This window comes from Chromohalobacter marismortui (assembly GCF_004364315.1).
In the GTDB taxonomy this organism is placed as follows: domain Bacteria; phylum Pseudomonadota; class Gammaproteobacteria; order Pseudomonadales; family Halomonadaceae; genus Chromohalobacter; species Chromohalobacter marismortui.
On sequence record NZ_SOBR01000003.1, the window covers coordinates 130,300 to 145,895 of the forward strand.

Sequence of the window (15,596 nt, forward strand, 5' to 3'; positions counted from 1 at the left end):
CGACATGTCCCAAGACGATCTGCTCTCGCAGGAAGAGATCGACGCGCTCCTAAAGGGCGTGAGCGGTGACGAGGAAAGCGCGAAGGAAGACGATACTTCGCGCCAGGGGAAGGTGCGTCCGTTCGATCCCGCCAAGCAGCATCGCATCATTCGCGAGCGGCTTCATGCGCTGGACATCATCAACGAACGCTTTGCCCGTCAGTTCCGCGTGGCCCTGTTCAACCTGATGCGGCGTAGCGCCGACATCACGGTTGAAAGCGTACGCTATCAAAGCTACAGCGAGTTCTCGCGCAACCTCCCGGTGCCCACCAACCTCAACTTGATCACCATGAAGCCGCTGCGTGGTTCGGCGCTGGTGGTATTCCCACCCAGCCTGGTGTTCATGGTGGTCGACAACCTGTTCGGCGGCGACGGACGCTTCTTGACCAAATCCGAGGGGCGTGAGTTCACGCGCACCGAACAACGTATCATCCATCGCATGCTCAAGCTGGCGCTGGATGGTTACAGCGAATCGTGGAAATCGGTCTATCCGCTGGACATCGAATACACCCGCTCGGAACTCCAGGTGAAGTTCGCCAACATCACCAACTCGCCGAACGAGATCGTCGTCAACAGCACGTTCCATGTCGAGGTCGGCAACCTCTCCAGCGAGTTCAATATCTGTATTCCCTACTCGATGATCGAGCCGATCCGGGATACGCTCGCCAGCCCCCTGCACGACACGCATCCCGACGAGGAGCAGCAGTGGGAAGCGCGCATGGCGCAAGAAATTCGCCACTCGGACGTGGAATTGACCGCCGATTTCGTCGATATCCCCTTGCGTCTGCGGGATGTCACCCAACTCTCGGTGGGCGACATCATCCCCATCGAATTACCCGAAGCAGTGAATGTCAGCGTCGATGGCATTCCCGTGATGACATGCGATTACGGCAGCCAGAAATCCCAACGCGCGCTGCGCGTTCGGCACCTCATCGAACACGGCTCGAGCCAAGTTGCAGCGAAGGATCCGAAAGATGACTGATTCCAAGAACCCCGATCAGAAAGGCACCGAGGACGAGTGGGCCGAGGCCATGGCGGAACAGCAAGATGCCGCCACGGATAGCGATGAGAGCACCGCCGATGCGGAAGAAGACCTGTGGGCGGCGGCGATGGCCGAGCAAGAAGCGACCGAGGATGACGAGCAAAGTAGTAACGAAGATGCTTCGGACATCAACGCGTCGCGCGCGCAAAATGCCGATCACGAAGTGTTCAAGCAGCTCGACGAGGGCGTCGCCGGCACGACCCCTCGCGACCTCGACCTGATCATGGATATCCCCGTCAAGCTGAGCGTGGAGCTGGGGCGCACGCGCATCACCATCAAGCAATTGCTCGAGCTTGCCCAGGGCTCGGTGATCGAACTCGATGGTCTGGCCGGCGAACCGATGGATATCCTCATCAACGGCTATCTGATCGCCCAAGGGGAAGTCGTGGTCGTGGATGACAAGTACGGCATCCGCATCACCGAGATCATCACACCCTCGGAACGCGTCAAAAAGCTGAACAAATGAGTGTCGCCGACAGTGCACGCGAGGCGGCCGTCTCGCTCGACGGTAGCGGCGATGCCGCCTTGGGCATGGCGTGGGTAGGCAAGGCCACCCTTTCCCTGGCGTTGATCGTCGCCATCATACTGCTGTGTGCCTGGCTGCTGCGCCGACTGACACCGGGACGCCTGCGTGCCTCCCAGCACGTCAAGGTGATCTCCAATACGGCGGTCGGGCAACGCGAGCGTGTGACCATCGTCGAAATCGATGGGCGCTGGTTGGTACTCGGCGTGGGCGGTAATCAGGTCAACCTGCTCAAGGACATGCCGGCCGCCGACAGAAGCGACGCACCGACGTCCGCAGCCCCAGCCCCCCTTAGTGGAAGCTTCTCTCAGCGCTTTCGTCAGGCGTTGGCGCAAAATATCGGCCGCAAACCGCCGAGCCACACCACCTCACGATCTCAGGGTGCCGCGGACGAGGAATCCGATCGATGAACGTCGTTGCCATGCTCAATCGGATAGACGTCGCCGTCATGCTGCGTCGTGGCCTGGCATTGCTGTTGCTGGCCTGGCCCGCGCTGGGTTGGGGACAGGAAATTTCCGGCATCGTCAGCGAACCCACGGGCGACGGAGGCCAACGCTGGTCACTGAGCCTGCAGACGCTGCTCCTGCTCAGCTCATTGGCCTTTTTGCCCGCGCTGCTGCTGGGCATGACCTGCTTCACGCGCATCATCATCGTGCTCAGCCTACTCCGCACGGCCATCGGCACCCAGTCGACACCGCCCAACCAGGTTTTGCTTGGCTTGGCGTTGTTCATGACGTTTTTCATCATGTCGCCGGTCATCGACCGCGTGCACGAACAGGCTTGGGAGCCCTTTTCCAATGATCAGATAAGCCTGCAGCAGGCCCTGCAGCAAGGCAGCCAACCGTTTCGCGAGTTCATGTTCGGCCAGACGCGTGAAACCGATCTGGCGCTCTTTGCACGCATGGCCGATGCCGGAGAGATGCAGGGCCCCGAAGATGTCCCGATGCGTCTACTGGTACCGGCCTTCCTGACCAGCGAACTCAAGACCGCGTTCCAGATCGGGTTTAGCATCTTCATTCCTTTTTTGATCATTGACCTGGTGGTTGCCAGTGTCCTGATGGCACTCGGGATGATGATGGTGCCGCCGGCCACGATTTCCCTGCCCTTCAAGCTGATGCTGTTCGTGCTCGTCGATGGCTGGCAGCTGTTGATCGGCTCCCTGGCGCAAAGTTTCTATATGTAAACTACGGGTGGTCGCATATAGGCCACTGACACCCAAGCAACATGAGGAGATTCCGCCATGACCCCCGAAATGGTCATGGGGCTGGCTTACCGAGGCATGAAAGTCACCCTCATGCTCGCCGGCCCTCTACTGATGACGGCCTTGCTGATCGGCCTGCTGGTCAGCTTGTTCCAGGCGGCCACCCAGATCAACGAGATGACGCTGACGTTCATTCCCAAGATCCTGGGCGTTGTCGCCGCATTGGTCATCGCCGGGCCATGGCTGATTCAAACCATCGTCGATTTCACCCAGGAACTGTTTCGGAACCTTCCGACGATGGTCAGCTAAACCTCCATGCTTCAGGTAACGTTCGACCAGTTGCACGAATGGCTGACGCTGTTCTTTTGGCCGTTCGTACGCATACTCGCTTTCCTGGCGGCGTCCCCCTTGTGGAGCCAGCATAGCGTACCGCGTCAGGTATCGATCGCGCTTGGCGCGCTGATGACGTTTGCCATCGCCCCGGCGTTGCCGCCCATGCCCGATATCCCCATCGTCTCGATCGGTGGTCTGGGCATTCTCATGCAACAGATGCTGATCGGTATCGCCATGGGGATGGTTCTGCGCGTGACCATTGCCGTGGTTCAAGCCGCCGGCGAGTTCATCGGCCTGCAGATGGGGCTGGCATTCGCGACCTTCTTCACACCGGGCGTGGGCAACAGCATGGTGCTGTCGCGCATCTTTCAGATGATCACCCTGCTCATGTTTCTGGCCATCAATGGGCATCTGATGACGTTGGAGATTCTCGCCAACTCTTTCGAAACACTGCCGGTCGGCGGGCCCAGGGTCGACGGCAGCGCCGGTGAGCTCATCGCCCGCTGGGGCGGCGAGATTTTCACCTCCGGCGTCCTGATGGCACTGCCCTTGATCGTCTCGCTGTTGATCATCAACCTGACGCTCGGTGTACTCAATCGCGCCTCGCCGCAGTTGTCGATCTTCTCTATCGGCTTTCCCATGACACTGACCACTGGCGTGGTGCTGCTGATGACGCTGATGCCCGACCTGCTCCGCTTTCTGGAGATCATCTTCAGTGAAAGCTTGAATACCATGCAGGAAGTGGTGCAGCGCCTCGCGGGGGGCTAGGGTGGCTATCACACGTGGCGTTCGTCAGGCAGAACGTTAAACGCCACGTCCGCAAGGACATGGCGTTTGCTTTCAGATAAGTTTTAGTGCGTCCCTGGACACAGCGCTACTCAAGGAAACTTATCTAAGATACTGAAACAGTGACATCTGCTGAATATCGGCGAACGACTTCTGCGATGCCTGAAGGCCTACTTTACTGAGCATGTAGTCGGAGATCGCCGAGTTGTAGTCCAGATCGACCAGGTCGGAGCGAGTCTGCTCGTAGGCAATCTCACGGTTACCACCCACCTTATCCAGAGCGTCCAATTCGTTCATGCGCGCACCGACCGAGGCCCGCGTGGTCAGTACGTTATCCAACGAAGCATCCAGCTTGCGGCTGGCAGTCGACAAGGTGTTGTCCAGTGCCGCCTGGTCGGCATCGGTATCGACGGGCTGGCGCAAGGCATTGATGGTATCGCCGATGGTCTTGAACAGGCTGGCCTGCTCATTGCTCATTTCACCGCCCGGCGTGACGGTCAGCGAGTCGCCGGCTGCCGGCTGGCCTTCCAGGGTCAATGCCATGCCCCCGAATTCGATGGTCTGGCCATCGGTGTATGCCACATTGGTCTGATCGGTGAACTCAGGGCCAGCACTGGCGATATCGTAGGTACCGTCACCGTTGAAGGTGATATCGAAGGTTTCACCTTGCGCGGCATTGTCGGCATTGCGGACATCCGGCCCCGTGAAGGTGACACTCCCGGTGTTGGTATCCGCGGCCTCGGCGATATACCCGCTGCCCGATGAGAAATTCATGAACACATCGGTGCCGCTATCGTTGGTCGCCATGAGCCGCTCGGCATCCACTTTCTGCCGCTTGATGCCCTGATCGCCTTCGTAACTGATGGTATCCACGCCAGCACCGGCATCGGTCCGCGAGAAGGCCTTGGCATTATCCTGGTAACCACTGAACAGATAAGTACCATTACCATCGGTGGTGTTGGCAAGTCCTACCAGTGTCTCGAACTTACCCTGGAGGTCCGAGGCCAGCGACTCACGATCGGCATCGCTCAGGGTCCCGTTACCGGCCTGTACGATCAGCGACTGCGCCGAAACGATGGCGTCACTGACACTCGACAGGACGCTTTCTTCCTGGCCCAGAGCATTGCGTGCCGTGGTACGGCTACTTTCCTGCTGCGCATTGACCGCCAACGATTGCGACACACTGACCGCCCGTGAGGCGGCGCGCGGATCGTCGGAGGGGTTCACCACCCGCTTGCCAGACGCAATCTGCTGGCCGATCTCGGTAAAATCGCTTTGCTGGCGGTTCATCGCCGAAACGCCCTGCTCATACATCGTCACGGTGCTGATACGCATCTTTGCTCACCTCGTCACCACGCTGTGTTCATTCAGCGTCGCATTGTCTTCTAAACGTTATCTTCAAGAACGAAGCTCAACCATCACGGGACGTTGATAGCGTCGCCCGACCGGCGTCATCACCGCAGTTGCAGCACCGAATCGAGGACGGTCGATCCGACGTCGATGACCCGCGCATTGGCTTGGTAATACTGCTGATAACGCATCAGGTTGGCGTATTCCTCATCCAGATTCACACCCGACTCGGACTGCTGATACTCACGCAACTGCTCAGTGAGGGCCGATTGCGCGTCCAGATTGACCTGGGTGATGTTGGTGGTATTGCCCACGTCATTGACCAGGGAGGCGTAGGCATCGCTGATCGACGAAGTTCCGCCGACGATCTTCTCGCTCTGCAAGTCGAGCAACGCCAGCGCGTTTTCATTGTTGCCGCTACCGACTTCTCCGTTGCTATCGTCACCATCCGCGCTACTCGAGGCGGCGATCTCCGCGCCATCGCTGATCGCCACTTCGAAGTCCTGGGACGCGGTGCGCGTGGGCTGCAGCATGAAGGTGTCGCCTTCCTGCGCGGTGCCGGAGAACGTCAAGGACACTCCATCCAGCGATGCTTTATCGTCGCCATCCAGCGTCAAGGTAGTGGTCTTGCCATCCGAAAGCCGTTCGGCCTGGTACACGTCATCGTCACCTGTGGCAGTAATACGATAATCGCTCGAGGTCAGTTGATTGACGTCACTATAGTCGGCGGTAATCGCCGCATTGCCGTCATTCTGGCTATTGCTCATCACGCGCGGCGAGCCGATGTTGAAGAAAGCCTCGCCGTCGTCGCCGTTGAGATCCTTGCCACTTTCATGCACGGCGTTGAATTCCGAGCCCAGCACCACCGTCATGCGGCCGAGCTGATTCTGCACGCTGTCCAATGTCTCGTTGCGGAACGACAACAAGCCGCCCAGCTCGCCGTTTTCGAAGGCACCATCATCGATCTGATTGATGTTGCCCGCCGCATCGCGATAGCCGATCACGGTACGCGAAGGGTCTTCATTGGAGGATACTGCTTCAAGGTCATAGCTCCTCGTGCCCGACACCAGCGGCTGCCCATTTTCCAGGTTGATGTTGTAGGTCTTGCCGTCCTGAACGTTCAGTTCCGCCCCCACCAGTTCATTGAGGTCAGAGACCAGCTTGTCGCGCTTGTCGAGCAAGGTATTGGGCTCTTCACCACCGGACTTGGCGCGCGCCTGGGTGATCTGGTCATTGAGCGACGCGATCTGCGTGGCGGTATTGTTGATGTCCGTCACCGTCCCTTCGAGCTGCCCATTGAGGCTATCGCGCATGTCACTGAGATAAGAGTCGAACGAACGAAATTGCGCGGCCATGGACGACGCCGACCCCAGCACGCCCTCGCGCGCCGCCGGATCGGAAGCCGCACCGGAAAGATCGTCCAGGCTGGAGAAGAAGTCCTGCACCAGGGGCGCCAACCCCGCATCGCTATCGGCCAGCAGATTATCGATCTGCGACACTTGGCTCTGATAACTCTCCAGGGCGCTTTTCTGACTATTGGCGTCGTTGTACTGCTCGGTGACATAGCTGTTGAACTGGCGCTGCACTTCGTCGACCGAGACCCCGGTTCCCGTCGACCCATTGCTATAGCTCTCTCCAAGGATCGTCACCTGACGATTGTAGCCCTCGGTGTAGACGTTGCTCAGGTTGTTGCTGGTCGTCGACAACGCTGTCTGGGCCGCACTGAGGCCACTCAGGCCAATCGAGAAAATGCTCATGACACCTTTTCCTGGCTAGGGGCGCCGGACGCTAACAAGTGTGGCCGGCACAACGAATAGTGATTACTTAGGGTATCGGCAGCACCGCGCCCGACTTGAGGAAAAATCCATGTGAGCGCTCAGAAAATGCCCGATGGCATGCGCGATACTCCATAGGGGTCGGCATCGCCAACGTCTCCACGTGTACCGGAGCGCTCCGCGGCACTGGCCAGCGCCGGACCGCTCGCGAGGCCGTCATCGATCTGCGCCATGACATCGATGACCTTATCGGCATAGTTCGGGTCGGTGGCATATCCCCCTGACTGCAAGGCGCGCGCCGCGTTTTCCGGTGACGAGGCCGTCACCACGCCGGCATAGCGCGGGTTGTTACCGATCAGTTGAGCGTAGTCCTTGAACGCAGCCGCGAAGGAATCGTAGACACGGAACTCGTCGCGCTGTTGGCGGGCACGCCCGTCGACATACTCGGTGGTCATGATGCTCGTCGTGTCACCCTCCCAGCTATCGCCGGCCTTGATGCCGAAGAGATTATGGCTGTTGCCGCCACCGTGGGTGGGAATCTCGCGCTCGCCCCAGCCGGTTTCCAGTGCCGCTTGCGCCAGGATCAGTGACGCGGGCACCCCACTCTCCTTGGCAGCCGCCTCGGCGGGCTCACGCAAGCGTGACAAGAATGCCTCCACATGCGGCGCCGCGCGCGTCTCGCCGGTATCGGCCCCCGCCTGCGTTGCCCGTGTCTCGGGATTGGCGGCCACCTCCAAGGGTGTAGACGACACCGGCGAAGGAGAGGCTTCGACGTTCGGCGGCGTAGCGTCGCCCTTGAGCCGTTCACCCTTGGGCACTGTCTCCTGAGGAATGATCGGATCGCTCAGCACCTTGGGTGTTCCCCGCGGGATGCCGGCAATCAGGTCGCTGCGCGTCACGTCGTCATCGCGCCCGACGAGCCCCCTGCCCTGCAACTGCTCGACCAGCATGTCCGAGAGCCCGATATTCCCGGTGAGTTTTTGCGCCCATTGCTTGTCGAGCATCGAGGTATAGGTGTCGGTCTCATTACTGCTGAGCAGGTCTGACTGCGGAATCGCATCTCGCATGCTCTTGAGCATCATCTGCAGAAATACCGCCTCGAACTGGTCCGCCGCCTGGGACAGCCCCTTTTCCGGCGACTGGCTGGCGGTATGCTTGAGTCGCGACAAGGATTGCACATCGAGAGCGAACTGATTTTTGAGCCCATCGACACTCATTAGATGATCTCCAGCTCTGCATTGAGCGCACCCGCTGATTTCAGTGCCTGCAAGATCGACATCAGATCCTGTGGCGACGCCCCCAGCGCGTTGAGCGCATTGACCACATCCATGAGATCGGCGCTGGTATTGACCATCTGTAGCGCGCCGCCTTCCTGCTGAACCGAGATATCCGCATTCGGCACGACCACGGTCTCGCCTTCACTCAATGGGTTGGGCTGACTGACCTGCGGATTGGAGTCGATGGTGACCGACAGGTCACCATGCGCCACCGCCGCACGATCCAGGGTCACCTTGCGATTGAGGACCACCGAACCGGTACGTGAATTGACGATGACCTTGGCCGGCCCCTGGCTGGGCGTGACATTCAAGTTCTGGATCCGCGCCATGAAATTGACCCGCGAATTGCTGTCGCTGGGCGAATTCAGACGAATCAAGCGACCATCCATCGCCGCCGCCACGGGCGCCCCGAACTCATTGTTGATGGCCTGTACCACGCGCTGAGCCGTCGTGAAATCGGTCTTGTCCAGGTAAAGGTCCAAGGTGCCATCACGCCGCCCCAGGCGCAGGGCCACGGATTGCTCGACAGTGGCGCCACCGGGAATGCGCCCGGCCGTCGTATGGTTGACCTGCACACTACTGCCTGCCTGCTGGGCACTGATGCCACCGACCAGCAGATTGCCCTGCGCCATCGCATATACATTGCCATCCACCCCGCGCAAAGGGGTCATCAGCAAGGTCCCGCCACGCAAGCTGTCGGCGTTCCCCATCGAAGAGACGGTAACGTCCATTTCCTGCCCTTGGCGGGCAAAAGGGGGCAGTTGCGCCGTGACCATGACCGCGGCCACATTCTGCAACTGCATGTTGGTACCTTCCGGAATGCTGACACCCAACTGCGACAACATGTTGATCAGCGTCTGACCGGTAAACGGCGTCTGCGTCGTCTGGTCACCCGTCCCGTCCAGCCCCACGACGAGTCCGTAGCCCACCAGCTGATTCTCGCGGACGCCCGCGAAGCTCGCCAGATCCCGTATACGCTCGGCCTGTGCGGGAGCGGCGCAGACGCCACACAACAACAGCACGCCCATCCAACGCAGCAAACTTCTCATGACGTATCTCATCCTCATCAGAAAGGCGCAATGTTCAGCCAGAGACGCTGGAGCCATCCCATATGCTGCGCCTCATTGATATAGCCATCGCCCACGTACTCGATACGCGCATCGGCCACCTGCCCCGAAGGCACGGTATTCTGCGTCGTCACAGAAAGCGGATCGACTACGCCGGAGAAGCGGATATATTCGGTCCCCTGATTGATGGCGATGCGCTTCTCGCCTCGCACCTGAAGGTTCCCGTTGGGCAGGATATTCACCACCGTCGCCGTCAGGGTCCCGGTGAAGGTATTGCTGGCACTCGACCCGCCGCTGCCCTCGAAGTCGTTTTCGCCGGAAACATCCAGGCTATTGTCCTCGAGGAAGCTCATCAGATCAGGGATCGTCTCCAGATCCAGCCCCAGACTGCTCTCACGGTTGGCGTTGGACGAAGAATCCTTGCTGGCACTGACATCCTCGTTGATCGTGATCGTGATGATGTCACCCACCTGCCGCGGTCGCCGGTCCTGAAAGAGCGGATGAAAGCCACCGCGTGCCTGGTAAATGGCACCGTTGGGCGTGGCAAGCGAGGGATCAGGATACGAGATGGGCTGCGCCTCGGGCACCACCGACTCATGCGGCAACTGCGCGCAACCGCCCATGATCAACAACGCCACCAGACACAGCACGCGCGCCGACATGCCCAACCCACCGCAACCGGACATCCACCCGCCCATCGTCCATCGCGATTTTTCATCATCGGCCATGTCCACGTTCGCTCCTCTCTCCACGTCCATTCCCGTCACGCCGTCATTCCTCACAACTGCGTCAGGCGCGACAGCATCTGATCGGACGTTTCCACTGCCTTGCTGTTGATTTCATAGGCACGCTGGGTCTCGATCATGCTGACCATCTCTTCCACCACATTGACGTTGGAGGTCTCGACATAGCCTTGATACAGGCGGCCTGCACCTTCCATGCCCGGAATCAGGTCATTGCGCGGGCCGGAGGCATCCGTCTGCTGATACAGATTTTCCCCCATGCTCTGCAACCCGGCGGGATTGATGAACGTGGAGAGCATGACCTGTCCGACTTCCTGCGTCGCGGTGTCACCGGGCTGCGTCACCGATACCGTGCCATCCTGCGCCACGGTCACCGACAGCGCGTTCTCGGGAATCACGATGGGCGGATCGAGCGGATAACCGCCCGCCGTGACCATCTGGCCGTTTTGGTCGATCTGGAAACTGCCATCACGGGTATACGAGGTCGTCCCGTCGGGCATTTGCACGGCGAAGAAACCATCACCGTTGATCGCCAGGTCCTTGGAATTATTGGTATTCTGCAGGCCGCCCTGAGTATGCAAACGCTCCGTGGCGACCGGACGCACCCCGGTACCCACCTGCAGGCCGGAAGGCAACGTATCCACCGCCGATGCCTGAGCGCCGGGTTGGCGCACGTTTTGATAAAGCAGATCCTCGAACACCGGTCGCGAGCGTTTGAAGCCGTTGGTCGACACGTTGGCGAGGTTGTTGGAAATAACGTCGAGCTTGACCTGTTGAGCTTCAAGCCCCGTCTTGGCGGTCCATAGCGATCTAATCATGACCTTTACCTGTTATGCCGGCACCGAGCGGGCGGTGCCGAGAATTCAATAGCGCGCGACGCCTGGTGTCGCCTGCACGCCGTTACGCTTGAACGGACAGCAAGCTATTGGCGCGTTGCGCGTTCTGATCGGCGCTCTCGATCACCTTCATCTGCATGTCGTAGCGACGCGCACCGTCGATCATGGCGACCATGGCATCCGTGGCGCTGACGTTACTGCCTTCCAGCACGCCGGACTGCAGCCGCGCCTCCTCATCCAGGGGTTGCGGCGGTGCCATTTCGGCGCCTTCTCCCGGCGGCAGGCGGAACCAGCCATCGTCGCCACGCTGCAACGCTTGCAGATCCGGCGTGACCAGTTTCAAGCGCCCGATCGGAGCGACTTCATCGGGATTCGCGCCAACTGGAATCACACTGACCGACCCATCGGCACCGATGGAAAATTCCGCATCCGGCGGGACCATCATCGGGCCTTGCTCGCCCATCACCGGCTGCCCCTTGACGGTCAACATGCCGTCCGCGCTGACCTGCAGATCGCCACGCTTCGTATAGGCCTCGCCGCCTTGCGGGTCTTGAATGGCGAGGAAGGCATCGCCTTGCATGGCGACGTCCAGACGCCGACCGGTGGCATTCATGTAGCCCGGCGAAAAGTCCGTCCCTGGTGTGGTGGCCGCGACCGTGGTACGTGTCGCCAGGCGGCCATCGCCTTGCACCGGCACCGCACGCATCGCGTCGATTTCGGCGCGAAATCCCGGCGTCGAGACGTTGGAAAGGTTGTGGCTAATCACCGCCTGCTGCTGCATCGCTTGGCTGGCGCCGCTGCCGGCGGTATAGATAATCCGATCCATGCTGATCGTCCTGCTCGACTCACAACGAATGAAGCCGGTCGCAACGACCGGCCGACTCAAGTCTTAACGCAAGTTATTGACTTCTTTCATCACGTCGGACTGCGTCTGGATAGCGTTGGTATTGGCCTGGAAGTTGCGCTGGGCGATGATCATGTCCACCAGCTCCTGCGTCAGGTCGACGTTCGAGGCCTCCACGGTGCCCGACTCCAGGCTCCCGAGCTGACCGGTTCCGGCCTGGCCCACCAGCGCCGCGCCGGATGCCTCGGTCGCCGTCCACAGGTTGTCGCCCTCCGGCGTCAGACCTTCGGGATTGCGGAAATTGGCCATGCCGATGGTGCCGACTTCGCCGCTATTGCCATTGGAGTAGTTGGCCATGATCTCACCGTTCTCGGTGATCTCCACACCGACGAAGGTGCCGGCGGTATTACCATCCTGAGTAAAGCTTCTCAATTCGAATTCTTGCCCGTACTGGGTGCTGTCTTCCAGGTTGATATTGAAGTTCATCGGAGCCGCACCGGTGCCCAAAGCCGCAGTTGACGCCGTCGCGTTAATGACGCCGTTGGCTGTCAAGTCACCACTTCCAGAGTCAAACGTCATACCGGTGGTGGTGCCCACGACCTGACCTTCCATGACAGCGTTGGCACTCCATGTATTATCTGCGGTCTTGGTGTAATAAAGACTCAGATCATGCCCCACACCCAGGGCGTCATAGACAGTGCCGGCATTGGTCACGTAGTTATAGGTATCGCTATTATTTGGATTGAAACCGCCAGCAGGAAGAGGAGTGAGCGTCTCGGCTTCTGCATCCAGATTGAACCCTGACTGCACGTCCGTCGTGGCCTGAGCCCCCTGGCTGAACTGCGTGATCTGCAACGGCTCGCCCTGCTGATTGGTCAGGCGCGCGCCCTGGGCATTCTCGAAATAGCCATCGGCGCTCATGGTGAGCTGGCCGTTGCGTGAATACGCCATTTGCTCGTTCTGAGAGAACTGGAAGAAACCGTCGCCGGCAATCGCCAGGTCGAGCGCGCGTCCGGTGGTTTCCAGGCTCCCCGTGGTGAAGTTCTGCACCGTCGCCGCCACGCGCGTGCCGAGGCCTTGGCTGTTGGCGTAGATATCCGCGAACTGCGTCGTGGAGCTTTTGAAGCCGACGGTCTGCGAGTTGGCGATATTATTGCCGATGGTATCCAACTGCGACGAGGCCGCATTGACCCCGCTCAATGACTGTGAAAAACCCATTATTCCTTCCCCGCGTTATAAAGTAGTGGCGTCAAGACAGCGTGAAATCGTGATCAAAGAATCTGGCGCACATTGTCGAGAGTAGCGCTACCGGAGGTCCCCAGATCGAGGGTCGGTCCGTTCTCACCGGAGGTCACGCCCTGTACGAGTGCGTAATTGAGGGGTGTGACGGAGACCTCTTCGCCGCCGACCTTGGCCGTCATCTCGACGTTATAGGCCCCCGCAGCCACGGGGTTGCCGTCCAGCCCCGTGCCCGGCCAATCGAAGGACTGCACGCCGGCCGGGACGTTTTCCTCGACACTCTGGTGGACCACCTGACCCGAGCCATTGGTGATGGTGATCTCGAGTTCGTCGGCACCGGTTGCCAGTTCGGCGCCCAGCGGCGTGGCCACGACGCTACCGTCCTCGGCCTTACCCACGCGCACGGTATCGCCCGGAACCATCACGCCCTGGCCGATCAACGATGACGCCTGGAGTGTCTTGCCGGCATCGATCTGATCGTTGATCTTGCCCAGCGAGTCGTTGAGTTCCTGAATCCCGCTGACCGTATTGATCTGTGCCAACTGCGCGGTCATCTGCGAGTTGTCCATCGGCTTCGTCGGGTCCTGGTTCTGCATCTGCGTGATCAACAACGTCATGAAGCGATCGTTGAGATCCTGGGCAGACTCCGCGCCGGTGGTACGGGTCTCGTTCGTCGCGTTGGCGTTGGGCGTGCCGTTGATCGTGGCAAGCGTATTACTGCCGATGACGGGGCTAGCCATGTCTGTCTCCGTTAAGCTTGTCCGATGGTGAGCGTTTGCCGCATCAGTGACTTGCTGGTGTTCATGACCTCGACATTGGCCTGGTAGGAGCGCGACGCCGCGATCATGTCGACCATTTCGTCGACCGGGTCGACGTTGGGCATGGCCACATAGCCCTCTTCATTGGCCAAGGGGTGATCGGGGCGGTACTCCATGCGAGGGGGCGCGTCGCTCTCGACCACCTCGGTGACACGCACGCCCCCCAGCTCGCTGCCGCCTTGCGACTGCGCCTGAAACATGACGTGCTTGGCGCGATAGGGCTCGCCATCAGGGCCGGCCACGCTGTCGGCGTTGGCCATATTGCTGGCGGTGGCATTCATGCGCTGGGACTGCGCACTCATTGCCGACGAGGAAATCTCGAAAATGCTGAACATGGACATAGCGATTCCTTATCTTGCAGGCTGCATGGCCGCTTTGATGCCTTGAATTTTGCTGGTCAAGATCGTCGTATTGGCCTGATAACGCAGTGCGTTGTCGGCGAACGCGGCACGTTCACGATCCATGTCGACGGTATTGCCATCCAGGCTCGGCTGCTCGGGAACGCGATACAGGAGGTCGTGAACGCCGCCACCGCCCGGCGCCTGAGCGGGAATGTGGCGCGCCGACGTCGTGGTGAGCGACAGACCACCGTCTTGACCGCTCCCACCGGATTGCATGGCGCGATCCAATTCCGCCGAGAAGTCGAAATCGCGCGCCTTGTAATTCGGCGTATCGGCATTGGCGATATTGTTGGCCAATACTTTCTGGCGCTCGTGGCGAAGGCTAAGTGCCTCCTGGTGGTAATCCAGGTAGCCTGCAAGCTTGTCAATCATGCCCTGTGTCCCTGTCATCGCGTTCGTTTCGCGGTTCGTTCCCCTTCGCTAGACATGGGGAAATGTGCACGATGCAGAATAGCCGCGCCGCCGTCACGGCAAACGACTAAACAGGCCGACATTTGAGCGCCATTTCCACCTTTGCTCGATGTGGCATGCCTCTAGAATCAGGCCATCGGGCTTCGGCTACGATCCTTATTCCTGGCTCATTCAGGGGCTCATCCAATGCAGCGTATTCTTGGCAACGCTATTCGGGCACTCCGTCGCGCGCTCTTTTGCAGTAGGCTCGCGCTGGCCCTGCTAGCGACTTGCATAGCGCCCGTCGCACTCGCCACGCCGGATGACGCCATCGCCCAAGCCACGCAACGCTTTTTGATGAGCCAGGCCGCCTCTCTGGGTGACGATGTCGGGGTCGACATTCTCAGCGAGACCGGCCGCTTCCCCGCGTGCCGCTCGCCTCAGCCTTTTCTGCCCCGCGAAGGCGTCCCGCAAGGCCGGGTCATGGTCGGGGTGAGGTGCAGCAACGATGAGCGCGTGCGCTATGTGCAGGCACGCGTTACCGCCAGCGTGCGCTTCCTGGTGGCGGCCACTGCCATTCAGCGCGGTGAACGCCTCACCGCCGACATGCTCGACTGGGAGCGCGCCGATATCTCGCGCCGACCACGCAATGCCCTCGACGATCCCAGCCAGGCCATCGGCAAGGTCGTCATGCAGCGCCTCGTCAAGGGCATGGCATTGCACAGTGACAGACTTCGCCAGCCCTACCTCGTGCATCGCGGCGATCCCGTGACGCTGATTGCCCAGGGCGAGGGCTTCTCGGTAACCCGCGAGGGCGAGGCATTGAACAATGGCGGCAAGGGCGACGCGATCCGCGCCCGCATGCCGGATGGTGACGTACTTCAGGGTCAGGTGGACGCGCGCGGAAGACTGACGATCAGTTACTGATAGAC

Annotated in this window: 18 protein-coding genes; 7 read left to right on the top strand and 11 right to left on the bottom strand. The window is 60.2% G+C overall.

The annotated features are described in order from the left end of the window. The first annotated feature begins 4 nt into the window (after nucleotides 1-4). The 6 genes from fliM to fliR are packed head-to-tail and all read left to right on the top strand — an operon-like array spanning nucleotide 5 to nucleotide 3,906. Nucleotides 5-1,021, top strand: a complete 1,017-nt coding sequence (fliM, locus tag C8E00_RS07155; RefSeq protein ID WP_133696290.1) for a flagellar motor switch protein FliM — start codon at nucleotides 5-7, stop codon at nucleotides 1,019-1,021. Next, the gene (gene fliN / locus C8E00_RS07160) at nucleotides 1,014-1,547 is read left to right on the top strand and encodes a flagellar motor switch protein FliN (protein ID WP_133696293.1); all 534 of its coding nucleotides are present in this window, start codon (nucleotides 1,014-1,016) and stop codon (nucleotides 1,545-1,547) included. Before fliM ends, fliN begins: the two co-directional genes overlap by 8 nt. After that, nucleotides 1,544-2,014 carry a flagellar biosynthetic protein FliO gene (gene fliO / locus C8E00_RS07165; RefSeq protein ID WP_133696295.1) on the top strand — a complete coding sequence of 157 codons (471 nt, stop codon included), beginning with the start codon at nucleotides 1,544-1,546 and terminating at the stop codon, nucleotides 2,012-2,014. The genes fliN and fliO overlap by 4 nt, the downstream gene beginning before the upstream one ends. Next, on the top strand, nucleotides 2,011-2,787 hold the full coding sequence (gene fliP / locus C8E00_RS07170) for a flagellar type III secretion system pore protein FliP (RefSeq protein WP_166638273.1): 777 nt from the start codon (nucleotides 2,011-2,013) through the stop codon (nucleotides 2,785-2,787). Before fliO ends, fliP begins: the two co-directional genes overlap by 4 nt. 57 nt (nucleotides 2,788-2,844) lie before the next feature. Then, nucleotides 2,845-3,114, top strand: a complete 270-nt coding sequence (gene fliQ / locus C8E00_RS07175; protein ID WP_133696298.1) for a flagellar biosynthesis protein FliQ — start codon at nucleotides 2,845-2,847, stop codon at nucleotides 3,112-3,114. A 6-nt stretch (nucleotides 3,115-3,120) separates the two neighbouring features. Further along, entirely contained in the window at nucleotides 3,121-3,906 is a 786-nt protein-coding gene (gene fliR, locus C8E00_RS07180; RefSeq protein ID WP_133696300.1) for a flagellar biosynthetic protein FliR, read from the top strand. A gap of 120 nt (nucleotides 3,907-4,026) precedes the next feature. Here fliR and flgL read toward each other — a convergent pair whose 3' ends face one another. The 11 genes from flgL to flgB form a co-directional block, all read right to left on the bottom strand. Then, entirely contained in the window at nucleotides 4,027-5,259 is a 1,233-nt protein-coding gene (gene flgL / locus C8E00_RS07185; RefSeq protein ID WP_133696303.1) for a flagellar hook-associated protein FlgL, read from the bottom strand. A gap of 119 nt (nucleotides 5,260-5,378) precedes the next feature. After that, nucleotides 5,379-7,031 carry a flagellar hook-associated protein FlgK gene (gene flgK, locus C8E00_RS07190; protein ID WP_133696305.1) on the bottom strand — a complete coding sequence of 551 codons (1,653 nt, stop codon included), beginning with the start codon at nucleotides 7,029-7,031 and terminating at the stop codon, nucleotides 5,379-5,381. A 119-nt stretch (nucleotides 7,032-7,150) separates the two neighbouring features. Next, entirely contained in the window at nucleotides 7,151-8,266 is a 1,116-nt protein-coding gene (flgJ, locus tag C8E00_RS07195; RefSeq protein WP_133696308.1) for a flagellar assembly peptidoglycan hydrolase FlgJ, read from the bottom strand. Further along, nucleotides 8,266-9,375 (bottom strand): flagellar basal body P-ring protein FlgI, encoded by a 1,110-nt coding sequence (locus C8E00_RS07200; protein ID WP_279586109.1) that lies wholly within the window; start codon nucleotides 9,373-9,375, stop codon nucleotides 8,266-8,268. Before C8E00_RS07200 ends, flgJ begins: the two co-directional genes overlap by 1 nt. Nucleotides 9,376-9,392: 17 nt before the next feature. After that, nucleotides 9,393-10,079 (bottom strand): flagellar basal body L-ring protein FlgH, encoded by a 687-nt coding sequence (locus C8E00_RS07205; protein ID WP_133697216.1) that lies wholly within the window; start codon nucleotides 10,077-10,079, stop codon nucleotides 9,393-9,395. Nucleotides 10,080-10,171: 92 nt separating this feature from the next. Beyond that, nucleotides 10,172-10,954: a flagellar basal-body rod protein FlgG gene (gene flgG / locus C8E00_RS07210; RefSeq protein ID WP_133696314.1), complete on the bottom strand. Its 783-nt coding sequence runs from the start codon at nucleotides 10,952-10,954 to the stop codon at nucleotides 10,172-10,174. An 82-nt stretch (nucleotides 10,955-11,036) separates the two neighbouring features. Then, nucleotides 11,037-11,798 carry a flagellar basal body rod protein FlgF gene (locus tag C8E00_RS07215; protein ID WP_133696316.1) on the bottom strand — a complete coding sequence of 254 codons (762 nt, stop codon included), beginning with the start codon at nucleotides 11,796-11,798 and terminating at the stop codon, nucleotides 11,037-11,039. 63 nt (nucleotides 11,799-11,861) lie between these two features. Continuing rightward, a complete protein-coding gene (locus tag C8E00_RS07220) occupies nucleotides 11,862-13,034 on the bottom strand; it encodes a flagellar hook protein FlgE (protein ID WP_133696319.1) in 1,173 nt (390 codons plus the stop codon). Between the two features lie 53 nt (nucleotides 13,035-13,087). Then, complete coding sequence (locus C8E00_RS07225; protein ID WP_133696321.1) at nucleotides 13,088-13,795, bottom strand: flagellar hook assembly protein FlgD; 708 nt, start codon at nucleotides 13,793-13,795, stop codon at nucleotides 13,088-13,090. 11 nt (nucleotides 13,796-13,806) lie between these two features. After that, the gene (gene flgC / locus C8E00_RS07230; protein WP_133696323.1) at nucleotides 13,807-14,214 is read right to left on the bottom strand and encodes a flagellar basal body rod protein FlgC; all 408 of its coding nucleotides are present in this window, start codon (nucleotides 14,212-14,214) and stop codon (nucleotides 13,807-13,809) included. Nucleotides 14,215-14,223: 9 nt separating this feature from the next. Continuing rightward, nucleotides 14,224-14,646 carry a flagellar basal body rod protein FlgB gene (gene flgB, locus C8E00_RS07235; RefSeq protein ID WP_133696326.1) on the bottom strand — a complete coding sequence of 141 codons (423 nt, stop codon included), beginning with the start codon at nucleotides 14,644-14,646 and terminating at the stop codon, nucleotides 14,224-14,226. Between the two features lie 225 nt (nucleotides 14,647-14,871). Here flgB and flgA point away from each other — a divergent pair, with 225 nt between their 5' ends. Continuing rightward, nucleotides 14,872-15,591, top strand: a complete 720-nt coding sequence (gene flgA / locus C8E00_RS07240; RefSeq protein WP_133696328.1) for a flagellar basal body P-ring formation chaperone FlgA — start codon at nucleotides 14,872-14,874, stop codon at nucleotides 15,589-15,591. Nucleotides 15,592-15,596: the final 5 nt, after the last annotated feature.

What these genes read in the sequence shown, in the direction of transcription:
- fliM (WP_133696290.1), top strand. Translation starts at nt 5, where the DNA reads ATGTCCCAAGACGATCTGCTCTCGCAGGAAGAGATCGACGCGCTCCTA.
- fliN (WP_133696293.1), top strand. Translation starts at nt 1,014, where the DNA reads ATGACTGATTCCAAGAACCCCGATCAGAAAGGCACCGAGGACGAGTGG.
- fliO (WP_133696295.1), top strand. Translation starts at nt 1,544, where the DNA reads ATGAGTGTCGCCGACAGTGCACGCGAGGCGGCCGTCTCGCTCGACGGT.
- fliP (WP_166638273.1), top strand. Translation starts at nt 2,011, where the DNA reads ATGAACGTCGTTGCCATGCTCAATCGGATAGACGTCGCCGTCATGCTG.
- fliQ (WP_133696298.1), top strand. Translation starts at nt 2,845, where the DNA reads ATGACCCCCGAAATGGTCATGGGGCTGGCTTACCGAGGCATGAAAGTC.
- fliR (WP_133696300.1), top strand. Translation starts at nt 3,121, where the DNA reads ATGCTTCAGGTAACGTTCGACCAGTTGCACGAATGGCTGACGCTGTTC.
- flgL (WP_133696303.1), bottom strand. Translation starts at nt 5,259, where the DNA reads ATGCGTATCAGCACCGTGACGATGTATGAGCAGGGCGTTTCGGCGATG.
- flgK (WP_133696305.1), bottom strand. Translation starts at nt 7,031, where the DNA reads ATGAGCATTTTCTCGATTGGCCTGAGTGGCCTCAGTGCGGCCCAGACA.
- flgJ (WP_133696308.1), bottom strand. Translation starts at nt 8,266, where the DNA reads ATGAGTGTCGATGGGCTCAAAAATCAGTTCGCTCTCGATGTGCAATCC.
- C8E00_RS07200 (WP_279586109.1), bottom strand. Translation starts at nt 9,375, where the DNA reads ATGAGAAGTTTGCTGCGTTGGATGGGCGTGCTGTTGTTGTGTGGCGTC.
- C8E00_RS07205 (WP_133697216.1), bottom strand. Translation starts at nt 10,079, where the DNA reads ATGTCCGGTTGCGGTGGGTTGGGCATGTCGGCGCGCGTGCTGTGTCTG.
- flgG (WP_133696314.1), bottom strand. Translation starts at nt 10,954, where the DNA reads ATGATTAGATCGCTATGGACCGCCAAGACGGGGCTTGAAGCTCAACAG.
- C8E00_RS07215 (WP_133696316.1), bottom strand. Translation starts at nt 11,798, where the DNA reads ATGGATCGGATTATCTATACCGCCGGCAGCGGCGCCAGCCAAGCGATG.
- C8E00_RS07220 (WP_133696319.1), bottom strand. Translation starts at nt 13,034, where the DNA reads ATGGGTTTTTCACAGTCATTGAGCGGGGTCAATGCGGCCTCGTCGCAG.
- C8E00_RS07225 (WP_133696321.1), bottom strand. Translation starts at nt 13,795, where the DNA reads ATGGCTAGCCCCGTCATCGGCAGTAATACGCTTGCCACGATCAACGGC.
- flgC (WP_133696323.1), bottom strand. Translation starts at nt 14,214, where the DNA reads ATGTCCATGTTCAGCATTTTCGAGATTTCCTCGTCGGCAATGAGTGCG.
- flgB (WP_133696326.1), bottom strand. Translation starts at nt 14,646, where the DNA reads ATGATTGACAAGCTTGCAGGCTACCTGGATTACCACCAGGAGGCACTT.
- flgA (WP_133696328.1), top strand. Translation starts at nt 14,872, where the DNA reads ATGCAGCGTATTCTTGGCAACGCTATTCGGGCACTCCGTCGCGCGCTC.